The 20414-nt window shown below is 61.5% G+C and carries 20 protein-coding genes; 14 read left to right on the top strand and 6 right to left on the bottom strand.

Annotated features, from left to right (window positions below):
* The first annotated feature begins 6 nt into the window (after positions 1 to 6).
* The 4 genes from DXT77_RS27785 to DXT77_RS27770 all read left to right on the top strand — a co-directional run bounded on the left by DXT77_RS27785 (position 7) and on the right by DXT77_RS27770 (position 5005).
* Positions 7 to 1308 carry a cytochrome c gene (locus tag DXT77_RS27785; RefSeq protein ID WP_119429936.1) on the top strand — a complete coding sequence of 434 codons (1302 nt, stop codon included), beginning with the start codon at positions 7 to 9 and terminating at the stop codon, positions 1306 to 1308.
* 74 nt (positions 1309 to 1382) lie between these two features.
* Positions 1383 to 2441: a PA0069 family radical SAM protein gene (locus DXT77_RS27780; RefSeq protein ID WP_119429935.1), complete on the top strand. Its 1059-nt coding sequence runs from the start codon at positions 1383 to 1385 to the stop codon at positions 2439 to 2441.
* 215 nt (positions 2442 to 2656) lie between these two features.
* Positions 2657 to 3388: a carbonic anhydrase gene (locus DXT77_RS27775; RefSeq protein ID WP_119429934.1), complete on the top strand. Its 732-nt coding sequence runs from the start codon at positions 2657 to 2659 to the stop codon at positions 3386 to 3388.
* 90 nt (positions 3389 to 3478) lie between these two features.
* The gene (locus DXT77_RS27770) at positions 3479 to 5005 is read left to right on the top strand and encodes a SulP family inorganic anion transporter (protein ID WP_119429933.1); all 1527 of its coding nucleotides are present in this window, start codon (positions 3479 to 3481) and stop codon (positions 5003 to 5005) included.
* A gap of 51 nt (positions 5006 to 5056) precedes the next feature.
* Here the strand turns inward: DXT77_RS27770 and DXT77_RS27765 are convergent, their stop codons facing one another.
* Positions 5057 to 5689, bottom strand: coding sequence for a hypothetical protein (locus tag DXT77_RS27765; protein WP_065260651.1), 633 nt, complete (start codon positions 5687 to 5689; stop codon positions 5057 to 5059).
* Positions 5690 to 6058: 369 nt separating this feature from the next.
* Here DXT77_RS27765 and coxB point away from each other — a divergent pair, with 369 nt between their 5' ends.
* The 4 genes from coxB to DXT77_RS27745 all read left to right on the top strand — a co-directional run bounded on the left by coxB (position 6059) and on the right by DXT77_RS27745 (position 10446).
* A complete protein-coding gene (coxB, locus tag DXT77_RS27760; RefSeq protein ID WP_085713027.1) occupies positions 6059 to 7186 on the top strand; it encodes a cytochrome c oxidase subunit II in 1128 nt (375 codons plus the stop codon).
* Positions 7187 to 7268: 82 nt separating this feature from the next.
* The gene (gene ctaD / locus DXT77_RS27755) at positions 7269 to 8855 is read left to right on the top strand and encodes a cytochrome c oxidase subunit I (protein ID WP_114880897.1); all 1587 of its coding nucleotides are present in this window, start codon (positions 7269 to 7271) and stop codon (positions 8853 to 8855) included.
* A 126-nt stretch (positions 8856 to 8981) separates the two neighbouring features.
* The gene (locus DXT77_RS27750; RefSeq protein WP_119429932.1) at positions 8982 to 9533 is read left to right on the top strand and encodes a cytochrome c oxidase assembly protein; all 552 of its coding nucleotides are present in this window, start codon (positions 8982 to 8984) and stop codon (positions 9531 to 9533) included.
* A gap of 25 nt (positions 9534 to 9558) precedes the next feature.
* Entirely contained in the window at positions 9559 to 10446 is an 888-nt protein-coding gene (locus DXT77_RS27745) for a cytochrome c oxidase subunit 3 (RefSeq protein ID WP_085713030.1), read from the top strand.
* A 9-nt stretch (positions 10447 to 10455) separates the two neighbouring features.
* On the opposite strand, the gene DXT77_RS27740 is transcribed toward DXT77_RS27745, so the two are convergent.
* On the bottom strand, positions 10456 to 10659 hold the full coding sequence (locus DXT77_RS27740; protein ID WP_065260656.1) for a twin transmembrane helix small protein: 204 nt from the start codon (positions 10657 to 10659) through the stop codon (positions 10456 to 10458).
* 71 nt (positions 10660 to 10730) lie between these two features.
* On the opposite strand from DXT77_RS27740, the gene DXT77_RS27735 reads away from it, so the two are divergent.
* From DXT77_RS27735 to DXT77_RS27715, 5 genes are read left to right on the top strand one after another with little or no spacing between them, the layout of a single operon-like run.
* Positions 10731 to 11471 carry an SURF1 family protein gene (locus tag DXT77_RS27735; protein WP_119429931.1) on the top strand — a complete coding sequence of 247 codons (741 nt, stop codon included), beginning with the start codon at positions 10731 to 10733 and terminating at the stop codon, positions 11469 to 11471.
* Positions 11437 to 12030 carry a hypothetical protein gene (locus DXT77_RS27730; protein ID WP_119429930.1) on the top strand — a complete coding sequence of 198 codons (594 nt, stop codon included), beginning with the start codon at positions 11437 to 11439 and terminating at the stop codon, positions 12028 to 12030. Before DXT77_RS27735 ends, DXT77_RS27730 begins: the two co-directional genes overlap by 35 nt.
* 10 nt (positions 12031 to 12040) lie before the next feature.
* Complete coding sequence (locus DXT77_RS27725) at positions 12041 to 13120, top strand: heme A synthase (RefSeq protein ID WP_119429929.1); 1080 nt, start codon at positions 12041 to 12043, stop codon at positions 13118 to 13120.
* A complete protein-coding gene (cyoE, locus tag DXT77_RS27720; protein WP_085713033.1) occupies positions 13108 to 14007 on the top strand; it encodes a heme o synthase in 900 nt (299 codons plus the stop codon). Before DXT77_RS27725 ends, cyoE begins: the two co-directional genes overlap by 13 nt.
* Positions 14004 to 14639 (top strand): SCO family protein, encoded by a 636-nt coding sequence (locus tag DXT77_RS27715; RefSeq protein ID WP_119429928.1) that lies wholly within the window; start codon positions 14004 to 14006, stop codon positions 14637 to 14639. Before cyoE ends, DXT77_RS27715 begins: the two co-directional genes overlap by 4 nt.
* A 61-nt stretch (positions 14640 to 14700) precedes the next feature.
* Here the strand turns inward: DXT77_RS27715 and DXT77_RS27710 are convergent, their stop codons facing one another.
* From DXT77_RS27710 to DXT77_RS27700, 3 genes are all read right to left on the bottom strand, one after another.
* Entirely contained in the window at positions 14701 to 15471 is a 771-nt protein-coding gene (locus DXT77_RS27710; protein WP_119429927.1) for a MetQ/NlpA family ABC transporter substrate-binding protein, read from the bottom strand.
* 77 nt (positions 15472 to 15548) lie between these two features.
* Positions 15549 to 16223 (bottom strand): methionine ABC transporter permease, encoded by a 675-nt coding sequence (locus DXT77_RS27705; RefSeq protein WP_065260662.1) that lies wholly within the window; start codon positions 16221 to 16223, stop codon positions 15549 to 15551.
* Positions 16223 to 17230: a methionine ABC transporter ATP-binding protein gene (locus DXT77_RS27700; RefSeq protein WP_085713036.1), complete on the bottom strand. Its 1008-nt coding sequence runs from the start codon at positions 17228 to 17230 to the stop codon at positions 16223 to 16225. The genes DXT77_RS27705 and DXT77_RS27700 overlap by 1 nt, the downstream gene beginning before the upstream one ends.
* 260 nt (positions 17231 to 17490) lie before the next feature.
* On the opposite strand from DXT77_RS27700, the gene katE reads away from it, so the two are divergent.
* Positions 17491 to 19632: a catalase HPII gene (gene katE / locus DXT77_RS27695; protein ID WP_119429926.1), complete on the top strand. Its 2142-nt coding sequence runs from the start codon at positions 17491 to 17493 to the stop codon at positions 19630 to 19632.
* Between the two features lie 39 nt (positions 19633 to 19671).
* Here katE and DXT77_RS27690 read toward each other — a convergent pair whose 3' ends face one another.
* Positions 19672 to 20385: a PA5502 family lipoprotein gene (locus DXT77_RS27690; RefSeq protein WP_119429925.1), complete on the bottom strand. Its 714-nt coding sequence runs from the start codon at positions 20383 to 20385 to the stop codon at positions 19672 to 19674.
* Positions 20386 to 20414: the final 29 nt, after the last annotated feature.

Below are 20414 nucleotides of genomic sequence, written 5' to 3'. Positions count from 1 at the left end.
ATGACCATGAAGACTCTCGTTATCGCGACCCTGGCGCTGCTTGGCAGCGTGACCGCTCACAGCGCCGAAGTTGATCAATCCTTGATCAAGAAAGGTGAATACCTCGCCCGCGCCGGCGACTGCGTGGCTTGCCACACGGCCAAGGACGGCAAGCCGTTTGCCGGCGGTCTGCCGATGGAGACCCCGATCGGCACGATCTACTCGACCAACATCACCCCGGACAAAACCGGGCTGGGCGGCTACAGCTTCGAGGAGTTCGACCAGGCCGTGCGTCATGGCGTCGCCAAAAACGGTAGTACGTTGTACCCGGCGATGCCGTACCCGTCCTACGCCCGCGTCAGTCAGGATGACATGCAGGCGCTGTATGCCTACTTCATGCACGGCGTTGAACCGGTGGCACAGGAGAACAAGGCCAGCGACATCCCGTGGCCATTGAGCATGCGCTGGCCGTTGATGGGCTGGCGCTGGCTGTTCGCGCCGAAGGTCGAGGACTACAAACCCGCGTCGGACGATGCCGTCATCAGTCGTGGGGCGTATCTGGTGGAGGGCCTCGGACATTGCGGCGCCTGCCATACGCCACGGGCCCTGACCATGCAGGAAAAATCCCTGAGCGCGGCCGAAAGCAGCAGTTTTCTGTCAGGCAGCGCGCCGCTGGAAGGCTGGATCGCCAAGAGCCTGCGCGGCGACCACAAGGACGGCCTCGGCAGCTGGAGCGAAGAGCAACTGGTGCAGTTCCTCAAGACCGGCCGCAGCGACCGCAGCGCGGTGTTCGGCGGCATGAGCGACGTGGTCACCCACAGCATGCAGTACATGACCGACGCTGACCTGACCGCGATCGCGCGTTACCTGAAATCGCTGCCGGCCAACGATCCTGCCGACCAGCCGCATCAGTACGACGAGAAAGCCGCCAAGGCGTTGTGGAATGGTGATGACAGTCACCGCGGTGCGTCGGTGTACATCGACAACTGCGCGGCCTGCCATCGTACTGACGGCCACGGCTACACCCGGGTGTTCCCGGCGCTGGCGGGCAATCCGGTGCTGCAATCGGACGACCCGACGTCGCTGATTCACATCGTGCTCAAGGGCGGCACATTGCCCGCGACGCATACGGCACCGTCCACTTTCACCATGCCGGGTTTCGCCTGGCGACTGTCGGATCAGGAAGTCGCAGATGTGGTGAGTTTTATTCGTGGAAGTTGGGGTAACAAGGGCGCGCCGGTCAAGGCTGCTGATGTTGCGGAGTTGCGCGAGGAGGACATGAAGCACACCTCCAGCGACGACCTCGGCCAAGTCACGCCACACAACTGACCAGACGCCCGACGGCACTAGCCAGATGCACGGCGCCTCGATACTGTATATGCAAACAGTATCGAGGCGCTGCCATGTCTACCCCTCTTCCCCCACGCGGCCGCGGCACCGCCACCAATCCGCACAACCGCTTCGCGCCGAGTCGTTCGGTGGCCGAGGACGACGGCTGGTTTCAGGAAGTGCCGCTGACCCAGGGCACCGAAGTCAGTTTCGAGACGGCGAAAACCATCATCACCCGCAACACCTCGCCGGACCTGCCCTTCGACCGCTCGATCAACCCCTATCGCGGCTGCGAGCATGGCTGCATCTATTGCTACGCACGACCGAGCCACGCCTATTGGGACATGTCGCCGGGGCTGGATTTCGAAACGAAGCTGATCGCCAAGACCAACGCCGCCCAGGTGCTGGAGGAACAGCTTGGCAAGAAAGGCTATCAATGTGCACCGATCAATCTGGGCTCCAATACCGACCCGTATCAACCGATCGAACGCGAACACAGAATCACCCGCCAGACCCTCGAAGTGCTGCTGCGTTATCGACATCCGGTGACCATCGTCACCAAGGGCTCGCTGATCCTGCGCGACCTCGACCTGCTTACCGAACTGGCGCAGCAACGGCTGGTGGCGGTGATGATCAGCCTGACCACCCTGGACGATGAACTCAAACGCATCCTCGAACCCCGGGCCGCCGCGCCCAAGGCCCGGTTGCGGGCGATCCGGGTGATGCGCGAGGCGGGGATTCCGGTCGGCGTGCTGTGCTCGCCGATGATTCCGATGATCAACGACAGCGAAATCGAAAGCCTGCTGACCGAAGCCCACGCCGCCGGCGCCCAGAGCGCCGCGTACATGATGTTGCGCCTGCCGCTGGAAGTGGCGCCGTTGTTCGAGGAATGGCTCGAGGCGCATTACCCGCAGCGCGCCGCCCATGTGTTGAGCCTGATCCGCCAGAGCCGTGGCGGCGAACTGTACGACAGCCGTTTTGGCGCCCGGATGCGCGGTGAAGGGCCGTTCGCCGACCTGCTCGCGCAGCGCTTCGCCAAGGCGTTGAAACGCCTGGGACTCAATCACCGCGAAGGTTTCAATCTCGACTGCACAGCCTTTTGCCCGCCGGGTCGCCAGATGGCGCTGATTTAAGGAGGGAATTACCGGCCCGGTTCACCCCAGTCACGTTTTTTGTGACCTGGAACACACGTTCTAGAGCGTTTCATTCAGTTTGAGTTAAGTTTCGGCGGTTACCGTGTTCATCGAGTGACTGATGGGTCAGGACGGCCCGGATGTTTTAAACAGCCACTGGCTTCATACCGGAATACACGGGAATGACTCCCCGAATCCGCCAAAGAGGATGAATCATGAGTGACAAGGATAAACAGCCGTTGGCTGCGTCGGCGCAAGCCGTCCCCGGGGCGGTTTCCGCCGATGCAGCACTGCGACATATCGTTGACGGCTTTTTGCATTTTCATCATGAGGTCTTTCCACAACAGGAAGAACTCTTCAAGAAACTCGCCACGGCCCAGTCGCCACGGGCGATGTTCATCACCTGCGCCGACTCGCGCATCGTTCCCGAACTGATCACCCAGAGCTCTCCCGGCGATCTGTTCGTGACCCGTAACGTCGGCAACGTGGTTCCCCCCTACGGCCAGATGAACGGCGGCGTTTCCACCGCCATCGAATACGCGGTACTGGCCCTTGGCGTGCAACACATCATCATTTGCGGCCACTCCGATTGCGGCGCCATGCGCGCGGTACTCAATCCGGGCAGCCTGGAAAAGATGCCGACGGTCAAGGCCTGGCTGCGCCACGCCGAAGTCGCGAAAACCATGGTGCATGACAACTGCAACTGCACCGACGAAAAAGAGAGCATGCCGATCCTCACCGAGGAAAACGTCATTGCCCAACTGCAGCACTTGCGTACCCATCCTTCGGTAGCCTCGCGCATGGCGAACGGTCATCTGTTCATCCATGGCTGGGTCTACAACATCGAAACCAGTGAAATCAAAGCTTACGACGCGGATCAGGGACGCTTCCGGCCGCTCGACGGCAGCCATCCGATTCCGGTGGCGACGCCCAAAGCGCGCTTCTGAATCCTCCTAAAAATCCGTGTGGCCTGATGCCGGTCGCTGTTCAAGCGACCCGGCTTCGCCACGCCTGAAGAAAACTTCGGGAGAGTCATCATGCGTACGGCTCAATTGAAAGCGGTGTTGCCACGGGAGCTGCTGGCTTCGGTGGTTGTGTTTCTGGTCGCCCTGCCACTGTGCATGGGCATTGCGATTGCTTCAGGGCTGCCGCCGGCCAAAGGCCTGATTACCGGGATCATCGGTGGTCTGGTGGTGGGTTGGCTGGCGGGGTCGCCGTTGCAGGTCAGCGGGCCGGCGGCGGGGCTGGCGGTACTGGTGTTCGAGCTGGTGCGCCAGCACGGGATCGAGATGCTCGGGCCGATCCTGCTGCTGGCGGGTTTTCTGCAACTGGTGGCCGGGCGACTGAAGCTCGGTTGCTGGTTCCGGGTCACGGCGCCAGCGGTGGTCTACGGGATGCTCGCCGGGATCGGCGTACTGATCGTGCTCTCGCAAGTGCACGTAATGCTGGATGCCGCGCCGAAACCCTCCGGGCTGGACAACCTGACAGCGTTCCCCGGCGCAGTGGCGCAGGCCTTGCCGTCCTTTGGCTGGCAGGCCGGGTTGCTCGGGCTGTCGACCATCGCCGTGATGTGGCTGTGGGAGAAATTCCGCCCGCACTCGCTGCGTTTCATTCCCGGTGCGCTGCTCGGTGTCGGCTTGGCGACCGGCGCCAGTCTGCTGTTGGCATTGCAGGTCAAACGGGTTGAAGTACCGGCGAATCTGGCCGAAGCCATCGACTGGCTGAAGCCGACGGATCTGCTGAGCCTGGCCGACCCGACCCTGCTGATCGCCGCGTTTGCCGTGGCGTTCATCGCCAGCGCCGAAACCCTGCTGTCCGCCGCGGCGGTGGATCGCATGCACAGCGGCCCGCGTTCGGACTTCGACCGCGAACTGTCGGCGCAAGGGGTCGGCAACATGCTCTGCGGGCTGGTCGGCGCGTTGCCGATGACCGGGGTGATCGTGCGCAGTTCGGCCAACGTCCAGGCCGGTGCGACCACGCGCTACTCGACGATTTTCCATGGCCTGTGGCTGCTGGCCTTCGTGCTGTTGCTGTCGAGTCTGCTGCAAAGCATTCCGGTGGCGAGCCTGGCCGGGGTGCTGGTTTACACCGGCTTCAAACTGGTGGATCTCAAGGCGTTTCGTGGCTTGGGCCGTTATGGCCGGATGCCGATGTTCACCTACGCCGCGACAGCGCTGGCGATTATTTTCACTGACCTGTTGACCGGTGTGTTGATCGGTTTCGGTTTGACCCTGGTGAAACTGGCGTTCAAGGCTTCACGGCTGAAGATCAGCCTGATCGACCTGCCGCAGGAGGGGGAAATGGAGTTGCGTCTGGTGGGCGCGGCGACATTCCTCAAGGTGCCGGCACTGACGCAGGTGCTGGGCAGCATTCCGCCGGGCACGACGGTGCATGTGCCGCTCAACAACCTGAGCTACATCGACCATTCCTGTCTGGAACTGCTGGAGGAGTGGGGCCGGGCCAATGCGGCCAAGGGTTCGAAGCTGTTGATCGAGTCGCGCGGACTGAAACGCAGGCTTGAGGGGAGAATCCGTACCACTACCGGCATCGGTGCGGCAGGCTGAAAAAACCTGGGGGAACAGAGCGATCTGTTCCCCCAAACGTTTGCGCCGAGATCAAGCCGCAGGCTGATCCAGTTCCAGGCCCACGCCCAGACGGCGGCTCATGCACGGCCAGCGTTTCCACGCTGCACCGGTGTCCGGGCTGCTGAGTTTTTCGCGGTAGGCTTCCACCGACTCCAGCGCAAAGCTATCGTCGTCGAGCATGCTGTCCACCGCGTGGTGCACCACTTCATCGAGTTGATTGGCAAATTCCTCACCGAGCAACTGGTGAGCAATCAGATTGGCGACCGTCATGTCCAGGGGGATCAGTGGCTGGCCGAAATGCTTGATGTACAGGTCGTTGACCTCTTCGACAAAGCGGTGGGCCAGATAGGCCTCGTCCAGCAGACTGTCCAGGCCGACCGGCGGCTGGAGAAAGTACTGTTCGGCGATTTTCAGCACCGGTTTGATCTGTGACTCGATTCCCGCTTCCCTGGCGACTTCATTGGCTGCATCCAGCAGGTCTGGCACTTCATCGATGTAGGCGGCGACAAAACGCGTCAGCACGCCGTTGGCGTCGGTTTCCGGCAACTGGATGGCCGGGTGCAGGTGTTGCAGTTGATTTTCGAGCTGACGGGTCAGCTTTCCGGTTTCGATCTCGTGTTGTCGGGCTATGTGGATCTGCTCGCGCAATGCGGCGGTGTTCATGAAAACTCCAGGAAACAAGGCAATGAAATAGGGAAGACATAACTTAGCTGGCTTACGAAAAATGCTAAGACGCATTTGTCATAATTATTTCATCCTTGATACACCTGCGTTATATCGGTTTGCCACCACTCGTCTGCATCCTTCTCCATTCGTGCCCTGGAACGCAAGTGCCAGCTGTTTCATTCGATTTACGTGCGCACATTGCATTTTTCCGCCGCTGTCTATACTCGCCATTGAATGGAGTTAGCTGATGACGCCCGACTGCACCCGCAGCAAGGCCCGGCGATTCAAGTTCGTAGTCTGATGCAGCCGCTCCCTTGCCGCAGGCGAAAGCCGGCGGGATAACAAGAACGATAAGGGGAACCCGCAATGATGCGACATCCACACGTCTGGATGGGCCTCCTGTTGTGGTCGATTTTCAGCCAGGCCAACGCCGCCTGGACTGTGAATATGGCGCCTGGAGCGACTGAAATCAGTCACGCAGTATTCGACCTGCACATGACCATTTTCTGGATCTGTGTGGTGATCGGGATCATCGTCTTCGGCGCCATGTTCTGGTCGATGATGGTGCACCGCCGTTCTACCGGGCAGGTCGCCGCAAAATTCCACGAAAGCACCACCGTCGAGATTCTCTGGACCGTCGTCCCGCTGCTGATCCTGGTGGCAATGGCCGTTCCGGCGACCGCCACCCTGATCCGCATGTACGACACCAGTGAGCCGGATATCGATATCCAGATCACCGGCTACCAGTGGAAATGGCACTACAAATACCTGGGCCAGGACGTCGAGTTCTTCAGCAACCTGGCCACCCCCGCCGAACAGATCCACAACAAGGAAGCCAAGGGCGAGCATTACCTGCTCGAGGTCGACAAGCCATTGGTGCTGCCGATCGGCGCCAAGGTGCGCTTCCTCGTTACTTCCGCCGACGTGATCCACTCCTGGTGGGTACCGGCCTTCGCGGTCAAGCGCGATGCGATCCCCGGATTCGTCAACGAAGCCTGGACGCGCATCGACAAGCCCGGCATCTACCGTGGCCAGTGCGCCGAGCTGTGCGGCAAGGATCACGGCTTCATGCCGATCGTGGTCGACGTCAAGGAAAAGGCCGACTACGAAAAATGGCTGGCCGACCGCAAGGCCGAGGCTGCGCAACTCAAGGAGCTGACCAGCAAGGAATGGACCCTCGACGAGCTCAAGGAACGCGGCGACAAGATCTACCACACCACCTGCGTGGCCTGTCACCAGGCCGAAGGCCAGGGCCTGCCGCCGATGTTCCCGGCGCTCAAGGGCTCGCCGATTGCCACCGGGCCGAAAGCCGATCACCTGCATCGCGTGTACTTCGGTAAACCGGGCACCGCCATGGCGGCGTTCGGCAAGCAACTCTCGGAAGTCGACATCGCAGCGGTCGTGACCTACGAACGTAACGCCTGGGGCAACAACAAGGGCGACATGGTCACGCCAAAAGAAGTGCTGGAGCTGAAACAGGCGGAAAGCAAATGAGCCGGTCTATTGCGTACTTCGTGAACCGGCCGGGGCAAGGCGCCCCGGCCTGCCAAGTCCACTCACTTGAAGGAGACCGGCCATGAGCGCTGTCATCGATGACCACGGTCATGCCGACCACGCCCACGGCCCCGCCAAAGGCCTGATGCGCTGGGTGCTGACCACCAACCACAAGGACATCGGCACGCTGTACCTGTGGTTCGCGTTCTGCATGTTCCTGCTCGGCGGCTCGTTCGCCATGGTGATCCGCGCCGAGCTGTTCCAGCCCGGCCTGCAGATCGTCGAACCGGCGTTCTTCAACCAGATGACCACCATGCACGGTCTGGTGATGGTGTTCGGTGCGGTGATGCCGGCGTTCGTCGGCCTTGCCAACTGGATGATCCCGTTGATGATCGGCGCGCCGGACATGGCCCTGCCACGGATGAACAACTTCAGCTTCTGGCTGCTGCCGGCGGCGTTCCTGTTACTGGTGTCGACCCTGTTCACCCCCGGTGGCGGGCCGAACTTCGGCTGGACGTTCTATGCGCCGCTGTCCACCACCTATGCGCCGGAAAGCGTGACCTACTTCATCTTCGCCATCCACTTGATGGGGATCAGTTCGATCATGGGCGCGATCAACGTGATCGCCACCATCCTCAACCTGCGTGCCCCCGGCATGACGTTGATGAAAATGCCGTTGTTCGTCTGGACCTGGCTGATCACCGCGTTTCTGCTGATCGCGGTGATGCCGGTGCTGGCCGGGTGCGTGACGATGATGCTGATGGACATCCACTTCGGCACCAGTTTCTTCAGTGCCGCCGGTGGCGGTGACCCGGTGCTGTTCCAGCATGTGTTCTGGTTCTTCGGCCACCCCGAGGTGTACATCATGATCCTGCCGGCCTTCGGTGCCGTCAGCCAGATCATCCCGACCTTCTCGCGCAAGCCGCTGTTCGGCTACACCTCGATGGTCTACGCCACGGCGAGCATCGCGTTCCTGTCATTCATCGTCTGGGCGCACCACATGTTCGTGGTGGGTATTCCGCTGGTGGGCGAGTTGTTCTTCATGTACGCGACGATGCTCATCGCGGTGCCGACCGGGGTGAAGGTGTTCAACTGGGCCAGCACCATGTGGCAAGGCTCGCTGACCTTTGAGACGCCGATGCTGTTTGCCGTGGCGTTCGTGATCCTGTTCTCCATCGGCGGTTTCTCCGGGCTGATGCTGGCTATCGCCCCGGCAGACTTCCAGTACCAGGACACCTACTTCGTGGTCGCGCACTTCCACTACGTGCTGGTGCCGGGGGCGATCTTCGGGATCTTCGCCTCGGCGTATTACTGGCTGCCGAAATGGACCGGCCACATGTACGACGAAACCCTGGGCAAGCTGCATTTCTGGCTGTCCTTCGTCGGCATGAACCTGACCTTCTTCCCGATGCACTTCGTGGGACTGGCGGGGATGCCACGGCGGATTCCGGACTACAACCTGCAGTTCGCCGACTTCAACATGGTCTCGTCGATCGGCGCGTTCATGTTCGGCGCCACGCAGATTTTCTTCCTGTTCATCGTGATCAAGACCATCCGTGGCGGGGAGCCGGCACCGGCCAAACCGTGGGATGGCGCCGAAGGCCTGGAGTGGAGCGTGCCGTCGCCGGCGCCGTATCACACCTTCACTACGCCGCCGGAAGTGAAATGAACACCCAACCCTATGTGGGAGCGAGCCTGCTCGCGATGAACGATGACGCGGTCTGCCTGCAGAATCGTAGCGCCTGCATCGCGAGCAGGCTCGCTCCCACAAGGGCTCTCGGGAGAGGCATGACTCATGGCTGACTCGATTTCGCTGAAGAAACTGGTGACCCGACTGTTGAGCGTGGTGGTGGCGATGTTTGTCTTCGGTTTTGCCCTGGTGCCGATCTACGACGTGATGTGCAAGGCGTTCGGCATCAACGGCAAGACTGCCGGGCAGTACGAGGGCGAGCAGGTTGTGGATAACTCGCGACAGGTGCGGGTGCAGTTCCTGTCGACCAACAATATCGACATGCCGTGGGAGTTTTATCCCAAGCATGACGAACTGACAGCCAATCCCGGGGCGGTGAACGAGATGATTTTCATCGCCCGCAATCCCACCGACAAGCCGATGAGCGCCCAGGCCGTACCGAGCATCGCACCGAGCGAAGCGGCGGCGTATTTCCACAAGACCGAATGCTTTTGTTTTACCCAGCAGGTGCTGCAGCCCGGTCAGCAGATCGAGATGCCGGTGCGCTTCATCGTTGACCGCGACATGCCCAAGGACGTGAAGCACCTGACGCTGTCCTACACGCTGTTCGATATCACCGCCCGACATCCTCCGGTGGCTGCAAACACTGGCGGTTAAGCGTGCCCGATAAGGAGAACAATAAATGGCAACTCATGAGCACTATTACGTCCCGGCCCAGAGCAAGTGGCCGATCATCGCCACCTTCGGCATGGTCATCACCGTCTACGGACTGGCCACCTGGTTCAACGATCTGAAGGCTGCACGCCCGGAATCCCACGGCCCGTACATCTTCTTCGTCGGTGGGCTGTTGCTGGCGTACATGCTGTTCGGCTGGTTCGGCGCGGTGATCAAGGAAAGCCGCGCGGGGTTGTACAGTCCGCAGCTGGATCGCTCGTTCCGCTGGGGCATGAGCTGGTTCATCTTCTCCGAGGTGATGTTCTTCATCGCCTTCTTCGGCGCGCTGTTCTACGTGCGGCACATTTCCGGCCCGGCGCTGGGCGGCGAAGGCACCAAAGGCATTGCGCACATGCTCTGGCCGAACTTCCAGTTCACCTGGCCGCTGCTGCACACGCCCGACCCGAAACTGTTCCCGCCACCCAAGGAAGTCATCAGCCCCTGGGGCCTGCCGCTGGTCAACACCATCCTGCTGGTGAGTTCCAGCGTGACCATCACCATCGCCCACCACGCGCTGAAGAAAGGCCATCGCGGGGCGCTGAAAATCTGGCTGGCGATTACCGTGCTGCTGGGTTGCGGCTTCCTCGCCTTGCAGGCCGAGGAGTACATGCACGCCTATCACGAGCTGGGCCTGACCCTCGGTTCGGGGATCTACGGCGCGACGTTCTTCATGCTCACCGGGTTCCACGGTGCCCACGTGACCATCGGCACGATCATCCTGTTCGTGATGCTGATGCGCATCATGAAGGGCCACTTCGACAACGAGCACCAGTTCGGCTTCGAAGCCGCGAGCTGGTACTGGCACTTCGTCGATGTGGTGTGGATCGGCTTGTTCATCTTCGTTTATGTGCTCTGAAGGACAGAGCTACCAAGGCGCATGCGACACCAGTTGGCCGCTGTAGAAACCCCAGGCAATCAAGCCGACGGTGCAAGCGGCCAATGCCACCCGAACACTCAAGGCGATGACCAGGCGATTTGAACTGCTGTCGTCCTTGACCAGGAAAAACAGGCCGCTGAACAGGCTGATCACCGTGGCAATCAGCATCAGGACGATAGCTGCTTTGAGCATGGGAAGACTCCGGGGGTACAGGCGATGCATTCAAGTATAGCGGTCGCATTCACTGCTTTTCTGGCGCGGCCATGAAGCGCTTCCGGCCGGGCGTCGTGCCGACGCTGGTGGTCGCCTTGCTGCTGCCGCTGCTGATTTCGCTGGGCTTCTGGCAGCTGGGCCGGGGCGCGGAGAAAACCGCCCTGCTCGCCAGTTACGCCGAACGCCGCGCTGCCGAGCCGATGGCCAGCACCGAGTTGCTGCACAGTGCCGATCCGGCCTTTCGCCGGGTGCATCTGCACGGCCAGTTCGATGCGGCGCACAGCCTGCTGCTGGACAACCGGCAGCGGGACGGCAAGGTCGGCGTCGAATTGCTGCAACCGTTTCAGGATCAGCGCACCGGCTTGTGGCTGCTGGTCAATCGCGGCTGGCTGCCGTGGCCGGACCGGCGCGTAACCCCGCAATTCAACACACCGGCCGAGGCCGTGAATGTTGATGCCTGGGTGTATGTCGCCCCCGGCGCGACCTTCCAGCTGCACGCCGACCCGGTCAGCAGCACCTGGCCGCAAACCGTCACCGCCGTCGAACCGGCCAAATTGTGGAAAACCCTCGAGCGCGACGGCTTCGCCTATGAATTGCGCGCTGAACCCGGTCCCGCCAGCTACCAGGCCGACTGGCCGGTAGTCGCCATGGGCCCGGAAAAACACCTCGGCTACGCCGTGCAGTGGTTCGCCATGGCCACCGCCCTGTTCGGTCTCTACATCTACCTCGGATTGCACAACGCGAAGGAGAAACACCATGGGAGCGGCCATGAATCCACCCAGCATGTCTGAAGCAAAGGCCCCGGCCGGTCGCCGCCGCGGGCGCATTCAACTGCTGTTGATCCTGCTCGGCGTGATCGGCCCGATGATCCTCGCCACCGGCATGTACAAATTGCAGTTCTGGGTGCCGGAAGGACGCAGTTATCACGGCGAACTGATCGGCAACGGTCAGAGCCGCGCCGACCTCGGCGTGACAGCTGACGAAGAACGCTGGCAGATGCTGGTGACCGCGCCGAAAGACTGCGCGGTGGACTGCCAGCAGCTGGTGTACCTGGCGCGGCAGATCCAGATCGGCCTCGGCCGCGATGCCGGCCGCGCCAGCCACGCCCTCGCCGCCGCACAACCGTTGAGCGCCGACTACGAAGCCAAACTCACTCGCGAATATCCGCAACTGCAACGCTATCCGCTGGACGCCGCCGCATTCAGCAAAGCGACGGGCGACAAAGCCACGCCACAGCTGTGGATCATCGACCCCCACGGCAATCTCGTGCTGCGCTACGACCCGAGTGTGAAGGGCAAGGATCTGCTCAACGACCTGCGTCACCTGCTGAAACTGTCGAACATCGGATAAGGGCATCGTCATGGCCAAACCTGGATTTCGCCTCGCGCTGTTTGCCACCCTGCTGGCACTGATCGTGGTGCTGCTCGGCGCCTATACCCGCCTGACCCACGCCGGCCTCGGCTGTCCGGACTGGCCCGGCTGCTACGGGTTCATCAGCGTGCCGAAGAGCGAAGCCCAACTGGCCCATGCCGAACTGCATTACCCGGACTCACCGGTGGAGGCGCACAAAGGCTGGAACGAGATGATCCACCGCTACTTCGCCGGCACCCTCGGCATGCTGATCTCGATTCTGGCTGGTCGCGCGTGGGTTAACCGCCGTCATCCGGGGCAACCGCTGAAACTGCCGCTGTTTCTGCTGGCGGTGGTGTTCGCCCAGGCCGCGTTCGGCATGTGGACGGTGACGCTCAAGCTCTGGCCGCAAGTGGTGACCGGGCATTTGCTCGGTGGCTTCGCGACCTTGAGCCTGCTGTTTCTGCTGACGCTGAGGCTGTCCGGCGTGCTGCCGGCGCTGACCGTGCCCAAGCGCCTGCAATATTGGGCCACCGCCGGATTGCTGCTGGTGATCGGCCAGATCGCTCTCGGTGGCTGGGTCAGTTCCAACTATGCGGCGGTGGCCTGCATCGACTTCCCGACCTGCCACGGCCAATGGCTGCCGCCGGCGGATTTCGCCAACGGCTTTCACCTGACCCAGCACATCGGCCCCAACTACCTCGGCGGGCAACTCGACAGCGACGCACGCACGGCGATTCACCTGACCCACCGCATCGGCGCCCTGCTGGTGACGATTGTCCTGCTCGGTCTGGCGTGGCAATTGAAAGGGGTGGGCATGACGCGACTGGCCGGGCTGGTGCTGGTTGCGCTCGGCGCGCAGATCACCCTCGGTATCAGCAACGTGCTGTTTCATCTGCCGCTGCCGGTGGCCGTGGCGCACAACGCCGGCGGCGCAGCGCTGCTGCTGACCATGGTGCTGGTCAACTATCACGCGCGGACCAGTCTGGTCAGGGTCAAGCAACCGATGCTCGCACGCTGGCGCCTGAGCCCGCGTAAACCCTCGGCGGCGCCCATCACCCTAAAAGGAGAGACGCCATGGCGATTCTGATCGGCGAGCGTCACGCACAGGCGTTGTGGCGAGACTATCTTGAGCTGACCAAACCGAAAGTCGTGGTGCTGATGCTCATCACTTCGCTGGTCGGCATGTTCCTCGCGACCCGCGCCGGGGTGCCATGGACAGTGCTGGTGTTCGGCAACCTGGGGATCGCGCTGTGTGCCGGAGGTGCGGCGGCGGTCAATCACGTGGTGGACCGGCGCATCGATGCGGTCATGGCGCGCACCCATAAACGGCCATTGGCCGAGGGCCGGGTTTCGCCCACGGCGGCGCTGACCTTTGCGCTGGTGCTGGCGCTGCTCGGCCAGGCGTTGCTGCTGACCTTCACCAACCCGCTGACCGCTTGGCTGACCCTGGCCTCGCTGCTCGGCTACGCGGTGATCTACACCGGTTTCCTCAAACGCGCGACACCGCAGAACATCGTCATCGGCGGCCTCGCCGGCGCCGCACCGCCGCTGCTCGGCTGGACCGCCGCCACCGGCCATATCGGTGCGGAACCTTTGCTGCTGGTGCTGATCATCTTCGCCTGGACCCCGCCGCACTTCTGGGCGCTGGCGATTCACCGCAAGGAGGAATACGCCAAGGCCGACATCCCGATGCTGCCGGTCACCCACGGCGAGCACTACACCAAGGTGCACATTCTGCTGTACACCTTCGCCCTGCTGGCGGTCAGTCTGTTGCCCTACGTGATCCACATGAGCGGCGCGCTGTACCTGATTTGCGCCCTCGGGCTGGGCGCGAGGTTTCTGCAATGGGCCGTGGTGCTGTACCGTGGCACTCGGCCGCACGCGGCGATCAACACCTTCAAGTACTCTATCTGGTACCTGTTTCTGCTGTTCATCGCCCTGCTCGTAGACCACTACTTACTGTTGAACCTATGACTCGAACCCAGAAAACCGTCTTCATCCTCGTGGCCGTGATCGCGCTGATCCTCGGCCTGACCGTCAACAAAGTGCTGAGCGGCAAGGGCCAGGGCGACCCGACCGCGCTGATCGACGCCGGCATCATCCTGCTGCCGCAGAGCCGCAACCTGCCGGACGTGACGATGACCAATCAGGACGGCCAACCGGTCACGGTCAACGAGCTCAAGGGCAAGTGGAGCCTGCTGTTCTTCGGCTACACCTTCTGCCCGGACATCTGCCCGACCACCCTCGCCCAGCTGCGCCAGATCAAGAGCGAACTGCCGAAGGATGCGGTGGATAAACTGCAGATCGTACTGGTCAGCGTCGACCCGAACCGCGACAACCCTGCGCAGCTGAAGCAGTACCTGGGCTACTTCGACCCGCAGTTCATCGGCCTGACGCCGAAGTCGATCGAGGAACTGCAGAAGGTGGCGAACGCGGTGAGCATTCCGTTCATTCCGGCGGATACCAGCAAGCCGAATTACACGGTGGATCACAGCGGAAATCTGGCGGTGATCGGGCCTGATGGGACGCAGCGCGGGTTTATTCGCGCGCCGTTGACCAACGCCAAGCTGGTGGCGCAGTTGCCGGTGATGTTGAACCGCAAGTAAACGCTGAACGCACAAAAAAGGGGACGCCATTGGCGTCCCCTTTTTCGTTGCAGCGTCCGAATCAGAACGCCGGCAACACCGCACCTTTGTACTTCTCGGTAATGAATTTCTTCACTTCCGGGCTGTGCAGGGCAGCGGCCAGTTTCTGCATGGCGTCGCTGTCCTTGTTGTCCGCGCGGGACACCAGGATGTTCACGTACGGCGAATCGTTGCCTTCGATGACCAGCGCGTCCTTGGACGGATCCAGCTTGGCTTCCAGCGCGTAGTTGGTGTTGATCAGCGCCAGGTCGACCTGGGTCAGCACGCGCGGGATGGTCGCGGCTTCCAGTTCACGGATCTTCAGGTCTTTCGGGTTCTGGGCGATGTCCTTGACGGTCGACAGGATGTTGGTCGGATCCTTCAGGGTGATCACGCCAGCCTTGGCCAGCAGCAACAGCGCACGGCCGCCGTTGGTGGCGTCGTTCGGGATCACCACGTTGGCGCCGCCTGGCAGGTCTTCGATTTTCTTGATCTTGCTGGAGTAGGCGCCCAGCGGCTCCAGGTGCACACCGGTCACGGCAACCAGGCTGGTGCCCTTGGCCTTGTTGAACTCATCGAGGTACGGCTGGTGCTGGAAGAAGTTGGCGTCCAGACGCTTCTCGGCCACCTGCACGTTCGGCTGGATGTAGTCGGTGAAGACCTTGACCTTCAGATCCACGCCTTCCTTGGCCAGTGCCGGCTTCACGAATTCGAGGATTTCCGCGTGCGGCACCGGAGTGGCAGCAACGGTCAGGGTTTCAGCGTGAGCCGAAAAAGCGGCTACGGCAGCGAAAGCAGCGATCAGTTTTTTCATTCAGCTAACTCCTTTTGAGGTGCCCGTGTGGCACCTGCCAGCGAATGGCCGGCTCATTTTTTGATTACCAAACCGGGTTATTTGCGCGAGAAATGCACGACCAGTCGGTCGCCGACCATTTGCAGCACTTGCACCAGAATCAGCAGCAACACCACGGTGACGATCATCACGTCGGTCTGGAAACGCTGGTAACCGAAACGGATCGCCAGGTCACCCAGACCACCGGCGCCGACCACACCGGCCATGGCCGTGTAGGAAACCAGTGTAATCGCCGTCACCGTAATCGCTGCGAAAATGCCCGGACGGGCTTCCGGCAGCAACGCGTTCATGATGATCTGGCGAGTGGTCGCGCCCATCGACTGGGTCGCTTCGATGATCCCGCGATCCACCTCACGCAGGGCGGTCTCCACCAGACGCGCGAAGAACGGCGTTGCACCTACCACCAGCGGCGGAATCGCACCGGCCACGCCCAGCGAGGTGCCGGTGATCAGCACGGTGAACGGGATCATCACGATCAACAGAATGATGAACGGCAACGAGCGCAGGATGTTCACCACCAGCGACAGCAGCGCATATACGCCTTTTGCTTCAAGCAACTGACGCGGGCTGCACAGGAACAGCAACACGCCCAGCGGCAGGCCGAGCAACACGGTGAACAGCAGCGAACCGCCGAGCATCATCATGGTGTCGCCGGTGGCCAGCCAGATTTCGTACCAGTCGATATTGGTGAAGAAACTCATCAGGTCTGCCATTAGCGCAACACCTCCATGTGAACGTCAGCGGCGGTGAAGCGGGCAAAGGCCGCTTCCATGTCGCCACCGGTGACGGCGAGGGTCAATTGCCCGTAAGGAATGTCTTTGATGCGGTCGATGCGACCGGCCAGGATGCTGTAGTCCACGCCGGTTTCCCGGGCGACGGTACCCAGCAGCGGCGCGTAGGTCGCTTCGCCCTGGAAGGTCAGACGCACGATGCGGCCCGGCACGTGAGCGAAGTCATCGCGCTGCTCGCTTTCATCGATCTGCTCGTCTTCCTGCACGAAACGCTTGGTGGTCGGATGCTTCGGATGCAGGAACACCTCGGCCACCGAACCCTGTTCGACGATCACGCCGGCGTCCATCACCGCCACCTGGTCGCAGACACGGCGGATCACGTCCATCTCATGGGTGATCAGCACGATGGTCAGTTTCAGCTCGCGGTTGATCTCGGCCAGCAGTTGCAGCACCGAAGCGGTGGTCTGCGGATCGAGGGCGCTGGTGGCTTCGTCGCACAGCAGGATTTTCGGCTTGGTCGCCAGGGCGCGGGCGATGCCGACGCGCTGCTTCTGGCCACCGGACAACTGTGCCGGATACTTCTTCGCGTGATCGGACAGCCCGACCCGCGCCAGCAATTCGGCCACACGCTGGTCGATCTCGGCGCGGGACAGTTCACCGGCCAGGGTCAGCGGCAGCGCAACGTTATCGGCGACGGTCTTGGACGCCAGCAGGTTGAAGTGCTGGAAGATCATCCCGACCTGCTGACGGAAACGGCGCAGGCCATTGGCGTCCAGCGCGGTGACTTCTTCGCCGTCGACGATGATCTTGCCGCCACTGGAATCTTCCAGGCGATTGATCAGACGCAGCAGGGTACTTTTTCCCGCGCCGGAATGGCCAATCAGGCCGAACACCTGACCGTTCTCGATGGAGAGACTGGTCGGATGCAGCGCGGTGATGTCCTTACCGGCGACGCGGTAAGTCTTATGGACGTTTTGAAACTCGATCACGTAGCGAACCTTGTGGGGCGCGTTGGAAAAGGATCAGCGGTTAGCCGGGCGCGCATTTTAGCCTGTCCGTATAGAGGTTCTTAGCATTTATTTCGCAATTAACCTTCGATTTGGCAATAACAGGATCAAAGGTCATAAAAAAGGAACGCCCAAAACCCTCGTCAGTCACTAGGTAAGCGACTTGAAAACCCTGGGTGCCGTGCCCGGGAACCACTCGAGCGCCCCGGCGCAACGCCGGGGCAGACAGGAGTTCATGACTGATGAGTACGAAAAAACCTGCCACAGACAAAAGCCAACTGGCCGGCACCGACACCCCGGATCGAGCCAATACCAACGCCAAGCTCGACAGCCTGGAAAAATTCCGTTCCGACGCCACCGGCCAGGCCCTGCGCACCAATCAGGGCGTGAAGGTCGCTGACAACCAGAACACCTTGAAGGCCGGGCCGCGCGGGCCGTCGCTGCTGGAGGACTTCATCATGCGTGAGAAAATCACGCACTTTGACCATGAGCGGATTCCCGAGCGCATCGTCCATGCTCGCGGTACCGGGGCCCATGGTTTCTTTCAGACCTACGAGAATCATTCGGCGCTGACCAAGGCCGGTTTCCTGCGGGATCCGGAAAAGAAAACACCGGTGTTCGTCCGTTTTTCCACGGTGCAAGGGCCACGGGGCTCCGGCGATACCGTGCGCGACGTGCGCGGTTTTGCCGTGAAGTTCTTCACCGATGAAGGCAACTTCGATCTGGTCGGCAACAACATGCCGGTGTTTTTCATTCAGGACGCGATCAAGTTTCCCGACTTCGTCCATGCCGTGAAACCTGAGCCACACAACGAAATCCCCACCGGCGGTTCGGCCCACGACACGTTCTGGGACTTCGTGTCGCTGGTGCCGGAGTCAGCACACATGGTCATCTGGGCCATGTCCGACCGGGCCATCCCGAAAAGCCTGCGCAGCATGCAGGGTTTCGGCGTGCACACCTTCCGGCTGATCAACGCCGAGGGCAAATCGCGTTTCGTCAAATTCCACTGGCGCCCCACCGCCGGCACTTGTTCGCTGGTGTGGGACGAAGCGCAGAAGCTGGCCGGTAAAGACACCGACTACCATCGGCGCGATCTCTGGGAGGCCATCGAGACCGGGGACTACCCGGAATGGGAACTTGGCGTACAGGTCATCGAGGAGGAAAACGAGCACGACTTCGATTTCGACATCCTCGACCCGACCAAACTGATTCCCGAAGAAATCGTCCCGATCACGCCGCTGGGCAAGATGACCCTCAACCGCAACCCGGACAACTTCTTCGCCGAAACCGAGCAGGTCGCGTTCTGCCCCGGCCATATCGTGCCGGGTATCGACTTCTCCAATGACCCGCTGCTGCAAGGTCGGCTGTTTTCCTACACCGACACGCAGATCAGCCGACTCGGCGGGCCGAACTTTCATGAACTGCCGATCAATCGTCCGGTGGCGCCCTTCCACAACGGCCAGCGCGATGCCCAGCACCGTACGGTGATCGACAAGGGCCGTGCGTCCTACGAGCCGAACTCCATCGACGGCGGCTGGCCGAAAGAAACCCCGCCAGCCGCGCAGGACGGCGGGTTCGAGAGCTACGCGGAGCGCATCGACGCCAACAAGATCCGCCAGCGCAGCGAGTCGTTCAGCGATCACTTCTCCCAGGCGCGACTGTTCTTCAAGAGCATGAGCAAGCACGAGCAGGAACACATCATCTCGGCCTACAGCTTCGAACTGGGCAAGGTCGAGCGGGAGCACATCCGGGCCCGGGAAGTGAACGAGATTCTGGCCAACATCGACCTGGAACTGGCCAAACGCGTGGCGCACAACCTTGGGTTGCCGGCGCCAGCCAAAGGGACGGTCGAAATGCGCAAGACATCTCTCGACCACTCACCGTCCCTGAGTCAGGCCAACCTGTTGCCGGAGAACATCAAGACGCGAAAAGTAGCGATTCTGGCCGCCAACGGCGTCGATGGTGCCGCGATTGATGTAATGAAGAAGGCTCTGGCGGCAGAAGGTGCACACGCCAAACTGCTCGGCCCGACTTCGGCACCAGTGAAGACGGCCGATGGCAAGAGCCTGGCGGTGGATGCGTCGATGGAAGGTTTGCCTTCAGTTGCGTTTGACGCGGTGTTCGTGCCGGGCGGCGCGGCGTCGGTCAAGGCGTTGAGCGGAGACGGCGTGGCATTGCATTACCTGCTGGAGGCGTACAAGCACCTGAAGGCGATTGCCCTGCAAGGCGAGGCCAACCAGTTGCTGGATGTGCTGAAGCTGGAGGCGGATGCCGGGTTGATCGAGGGCAAGGATGTGAAGGCGCTGACCAAGCCGTTCTTTGCGGCGATCGGGCAGCATCGGGTCTGGGATCGGGAGCCTAAGGCCAAGGCAATTCCGGCCTGAAAAAAAAACGCAGCCTGCGAAAAGCAGGCTGCGGTTAATTCATGGTTTGCGCGGGCTCAGAACCATCTGTGCCGGGACTGTGCGCAGAATCTGCTTCTCGATCTGCAGATCGAAATCCGGATCGAGCTTCTTCACACGCTTGGTGATCAATGTCGCCAGCCACGGATAATCATTGGTACGCGGTGCCTGAATGCTCACGGCACAGTCGTAATTCACCACATCGGCGGCGATCGCATCGAGTTGACGGCGAAGTTTGCGGCTATCGGTGATGTTCAACGCAACCGTGGTGCTCTCGGCAGTCGGATCGATCACCCTGGCTTTCGGCTTGGCCTCGGCGGCCAGGAGCGCTGCTTCGGCTTTTTCCAGCTCAGCCTTGCGCGCTTCGGTGATGGCGCCGTTGACGCCACCGGTCAGCGCCGGGGCCTTGGGCATCAGCGCGCGAGCCCGGGCCAAAGCGGTTGCGGCAGCATTCACATCGCCCTTCTGCAGGACGATCTGGCTGCGGCGCAGATAGGCTTCGGCCAACTGGCGCTGGTATTGCTCCAGGGATTGATCGTTGGGCGTTTCGGCCTGCAAGGCTGCCAACTGGTCTTCAGCAGTGGCCAGTTCGCTGCTGGCCAGGCTTTGCTCCAGCTGTGCGATGGCCGTGGCCCTCGCATCGGGGGCTTCGGCCACCGGCGGCGTGCTTTGGCAGGCGCCCAGCAGCACTGAAAATGCGACAAGGAGCAGATAACGGGAGGCGAACGGCTTCATTCCTGCGACTCTCTATTTGCGCAAAAAAC

Source organism: Pseudomonas sp. 91RF (genome assembly GCF_003576265.1).
GTDB lineage: Bacteria > Pseudomonadota > Gammaproteobacteria > Pseudomonadales > Pseudomonadaceae > Aquipseudomonas > Aquipseudomonas kribbensis.
This window is presented reverse-complemented; position numbering and strand designations above follow the sequence as displayed.

Excerpts from the sequence above, each read along its gene's own strand:
- DXT77_RS27785 (WP_119429936.1), top strand. The coding sequence starts at position 7 with ATGAAGACTCTCGTTATCGCGACCCTGGCGCTGCTTGGCAGCGTGACC.
- DXT77_RS27780 (WP_119429935.1), top strand. The coding sequence starts at position 1,383 with ATGTCTACCCCTCTTCCCCCACGCGGCCGCGGCACCGCCACCAATCCG.
- DXT77_RS27775 (WP_119429934.1), top strand. The coding sequence starts at position 2,657 with ATGAGTGACAAGGATAAACAGCCGTTGGCTGCGTCGGCGCAAGCCGTC.
- DXT77_RS27770 (WP_119429933.1), top strand. The coding sequence starts at position 3,479 with ATGCGTACGGCTCAATTGAAAGCGGTGTTGCCACGGGAGCTGCTGGCT.
- DXT77_RS27765 (WP_065260651.1), bottom strand. The coding sequence starts at position 5,689 with ATGAACACCGCCGCATTGCGCGAGCAGATCCACATAGCCCGACAACAC.
- coxB (WP_085713027.1), top strand. The coding sequence starts at position 6,059 with ATGATGCGACATCCACACGTCTGGATGGGCCTCCTGTTGTGGTCGATT.
- ctaD (WP_114880897.1), top strand. The coding sequence starts at position 7,269 with ATGAGCGCTGTCATCGATGACCACGGTCATGCCGACCACGCCCACGGC.
- DXT77_RS27750 (WP_119429932.1), top strand. The coding sequence starts at position 8,982 with ATGGCTGACTCGATTTCGCTGAAGAAACTGGTGACCCGACTGTTGAGC.
- DXT77_RS27745 (WP_085713030.1), top strand. The coding sequence starts at position 9,559 with ATGGCAACTCATGAGCACTATTACGTCCCGGCCCAGAGCAAGTGGCCG.
- DXT77_RS27740 (WP_065260656.1), bottom strand. The coding sequence starts at position 10,659 with ATGCTCAAAGCAGCTATCGTCCTGATGCTGATTGCCACGGTGATCAGC.
- DXT77_RS27735 (WP_119429931.1), top strand. The coding sequence starts at position 10,731 with ATGAAGCGCTTCCGGCCGGGCGTCGTGCCGACGCTGGTGGTCGCCTTG.
- DXT77_RS27730 (WP_119429930.1), top strand. The coding sequence starts at position 11,437 with ATGGGAGCGGCCATGAATCCACCCAGCATGTCTGAAGCAAAGGCCCCG.
- DXT77_RS27725 (WP_119429929.1), top strand. The coding sequence starts at position 12,041 with ATGGCCAAACCTGGATTTCGCCTCGCGCTGTTTGCCACCCTGCTGGCA.
- cyoE (WP_085713033.1), top strand. The coding sequence starts at position 13,108 with ATGGCGATTCTGATCGGCGAGCGTCACGCACAGGCGTTGTGGCGAGAC.
- DXT77_RS27715 (WP_119429928.1), top strand. The coding sequence starts at position 14,004 with ATGACTCGAACCCAGAAAACCGTCTTCATCCTCGTGGCCGTGATCGCG.
- DXT77_RS27710 (WP_119429927.1), bottom strand. The coding sequence starts at position 15,471 with ATGAAAAAACTGATCGCTGCTTTCGCTGCCGTAGCCGCTTTTTCGGCT.
- DXT77_RS27705 (WP_065260662.1), bottom strand. The coding sequence starts at position 16,223 with ATGGCAGACCTGATGAGTTTCTTCACCAATATCGACTGGTACGAAATC.
- katE (WP_119429926.1), top strand. The coding sequence starts at position 17,491 with ATGAGTACGAAAAAACCTGCCACAGACAAAAGCCAACTGGCCGGCACC.
- DXT77_RS27690 (WP_119429925.1), bottom strand. The coding sequence starts at position 20,385 with ATGAAGCCGTTCGCCTCCCGTTATCTGCTCCTTGTCGCATTTTCAGTG.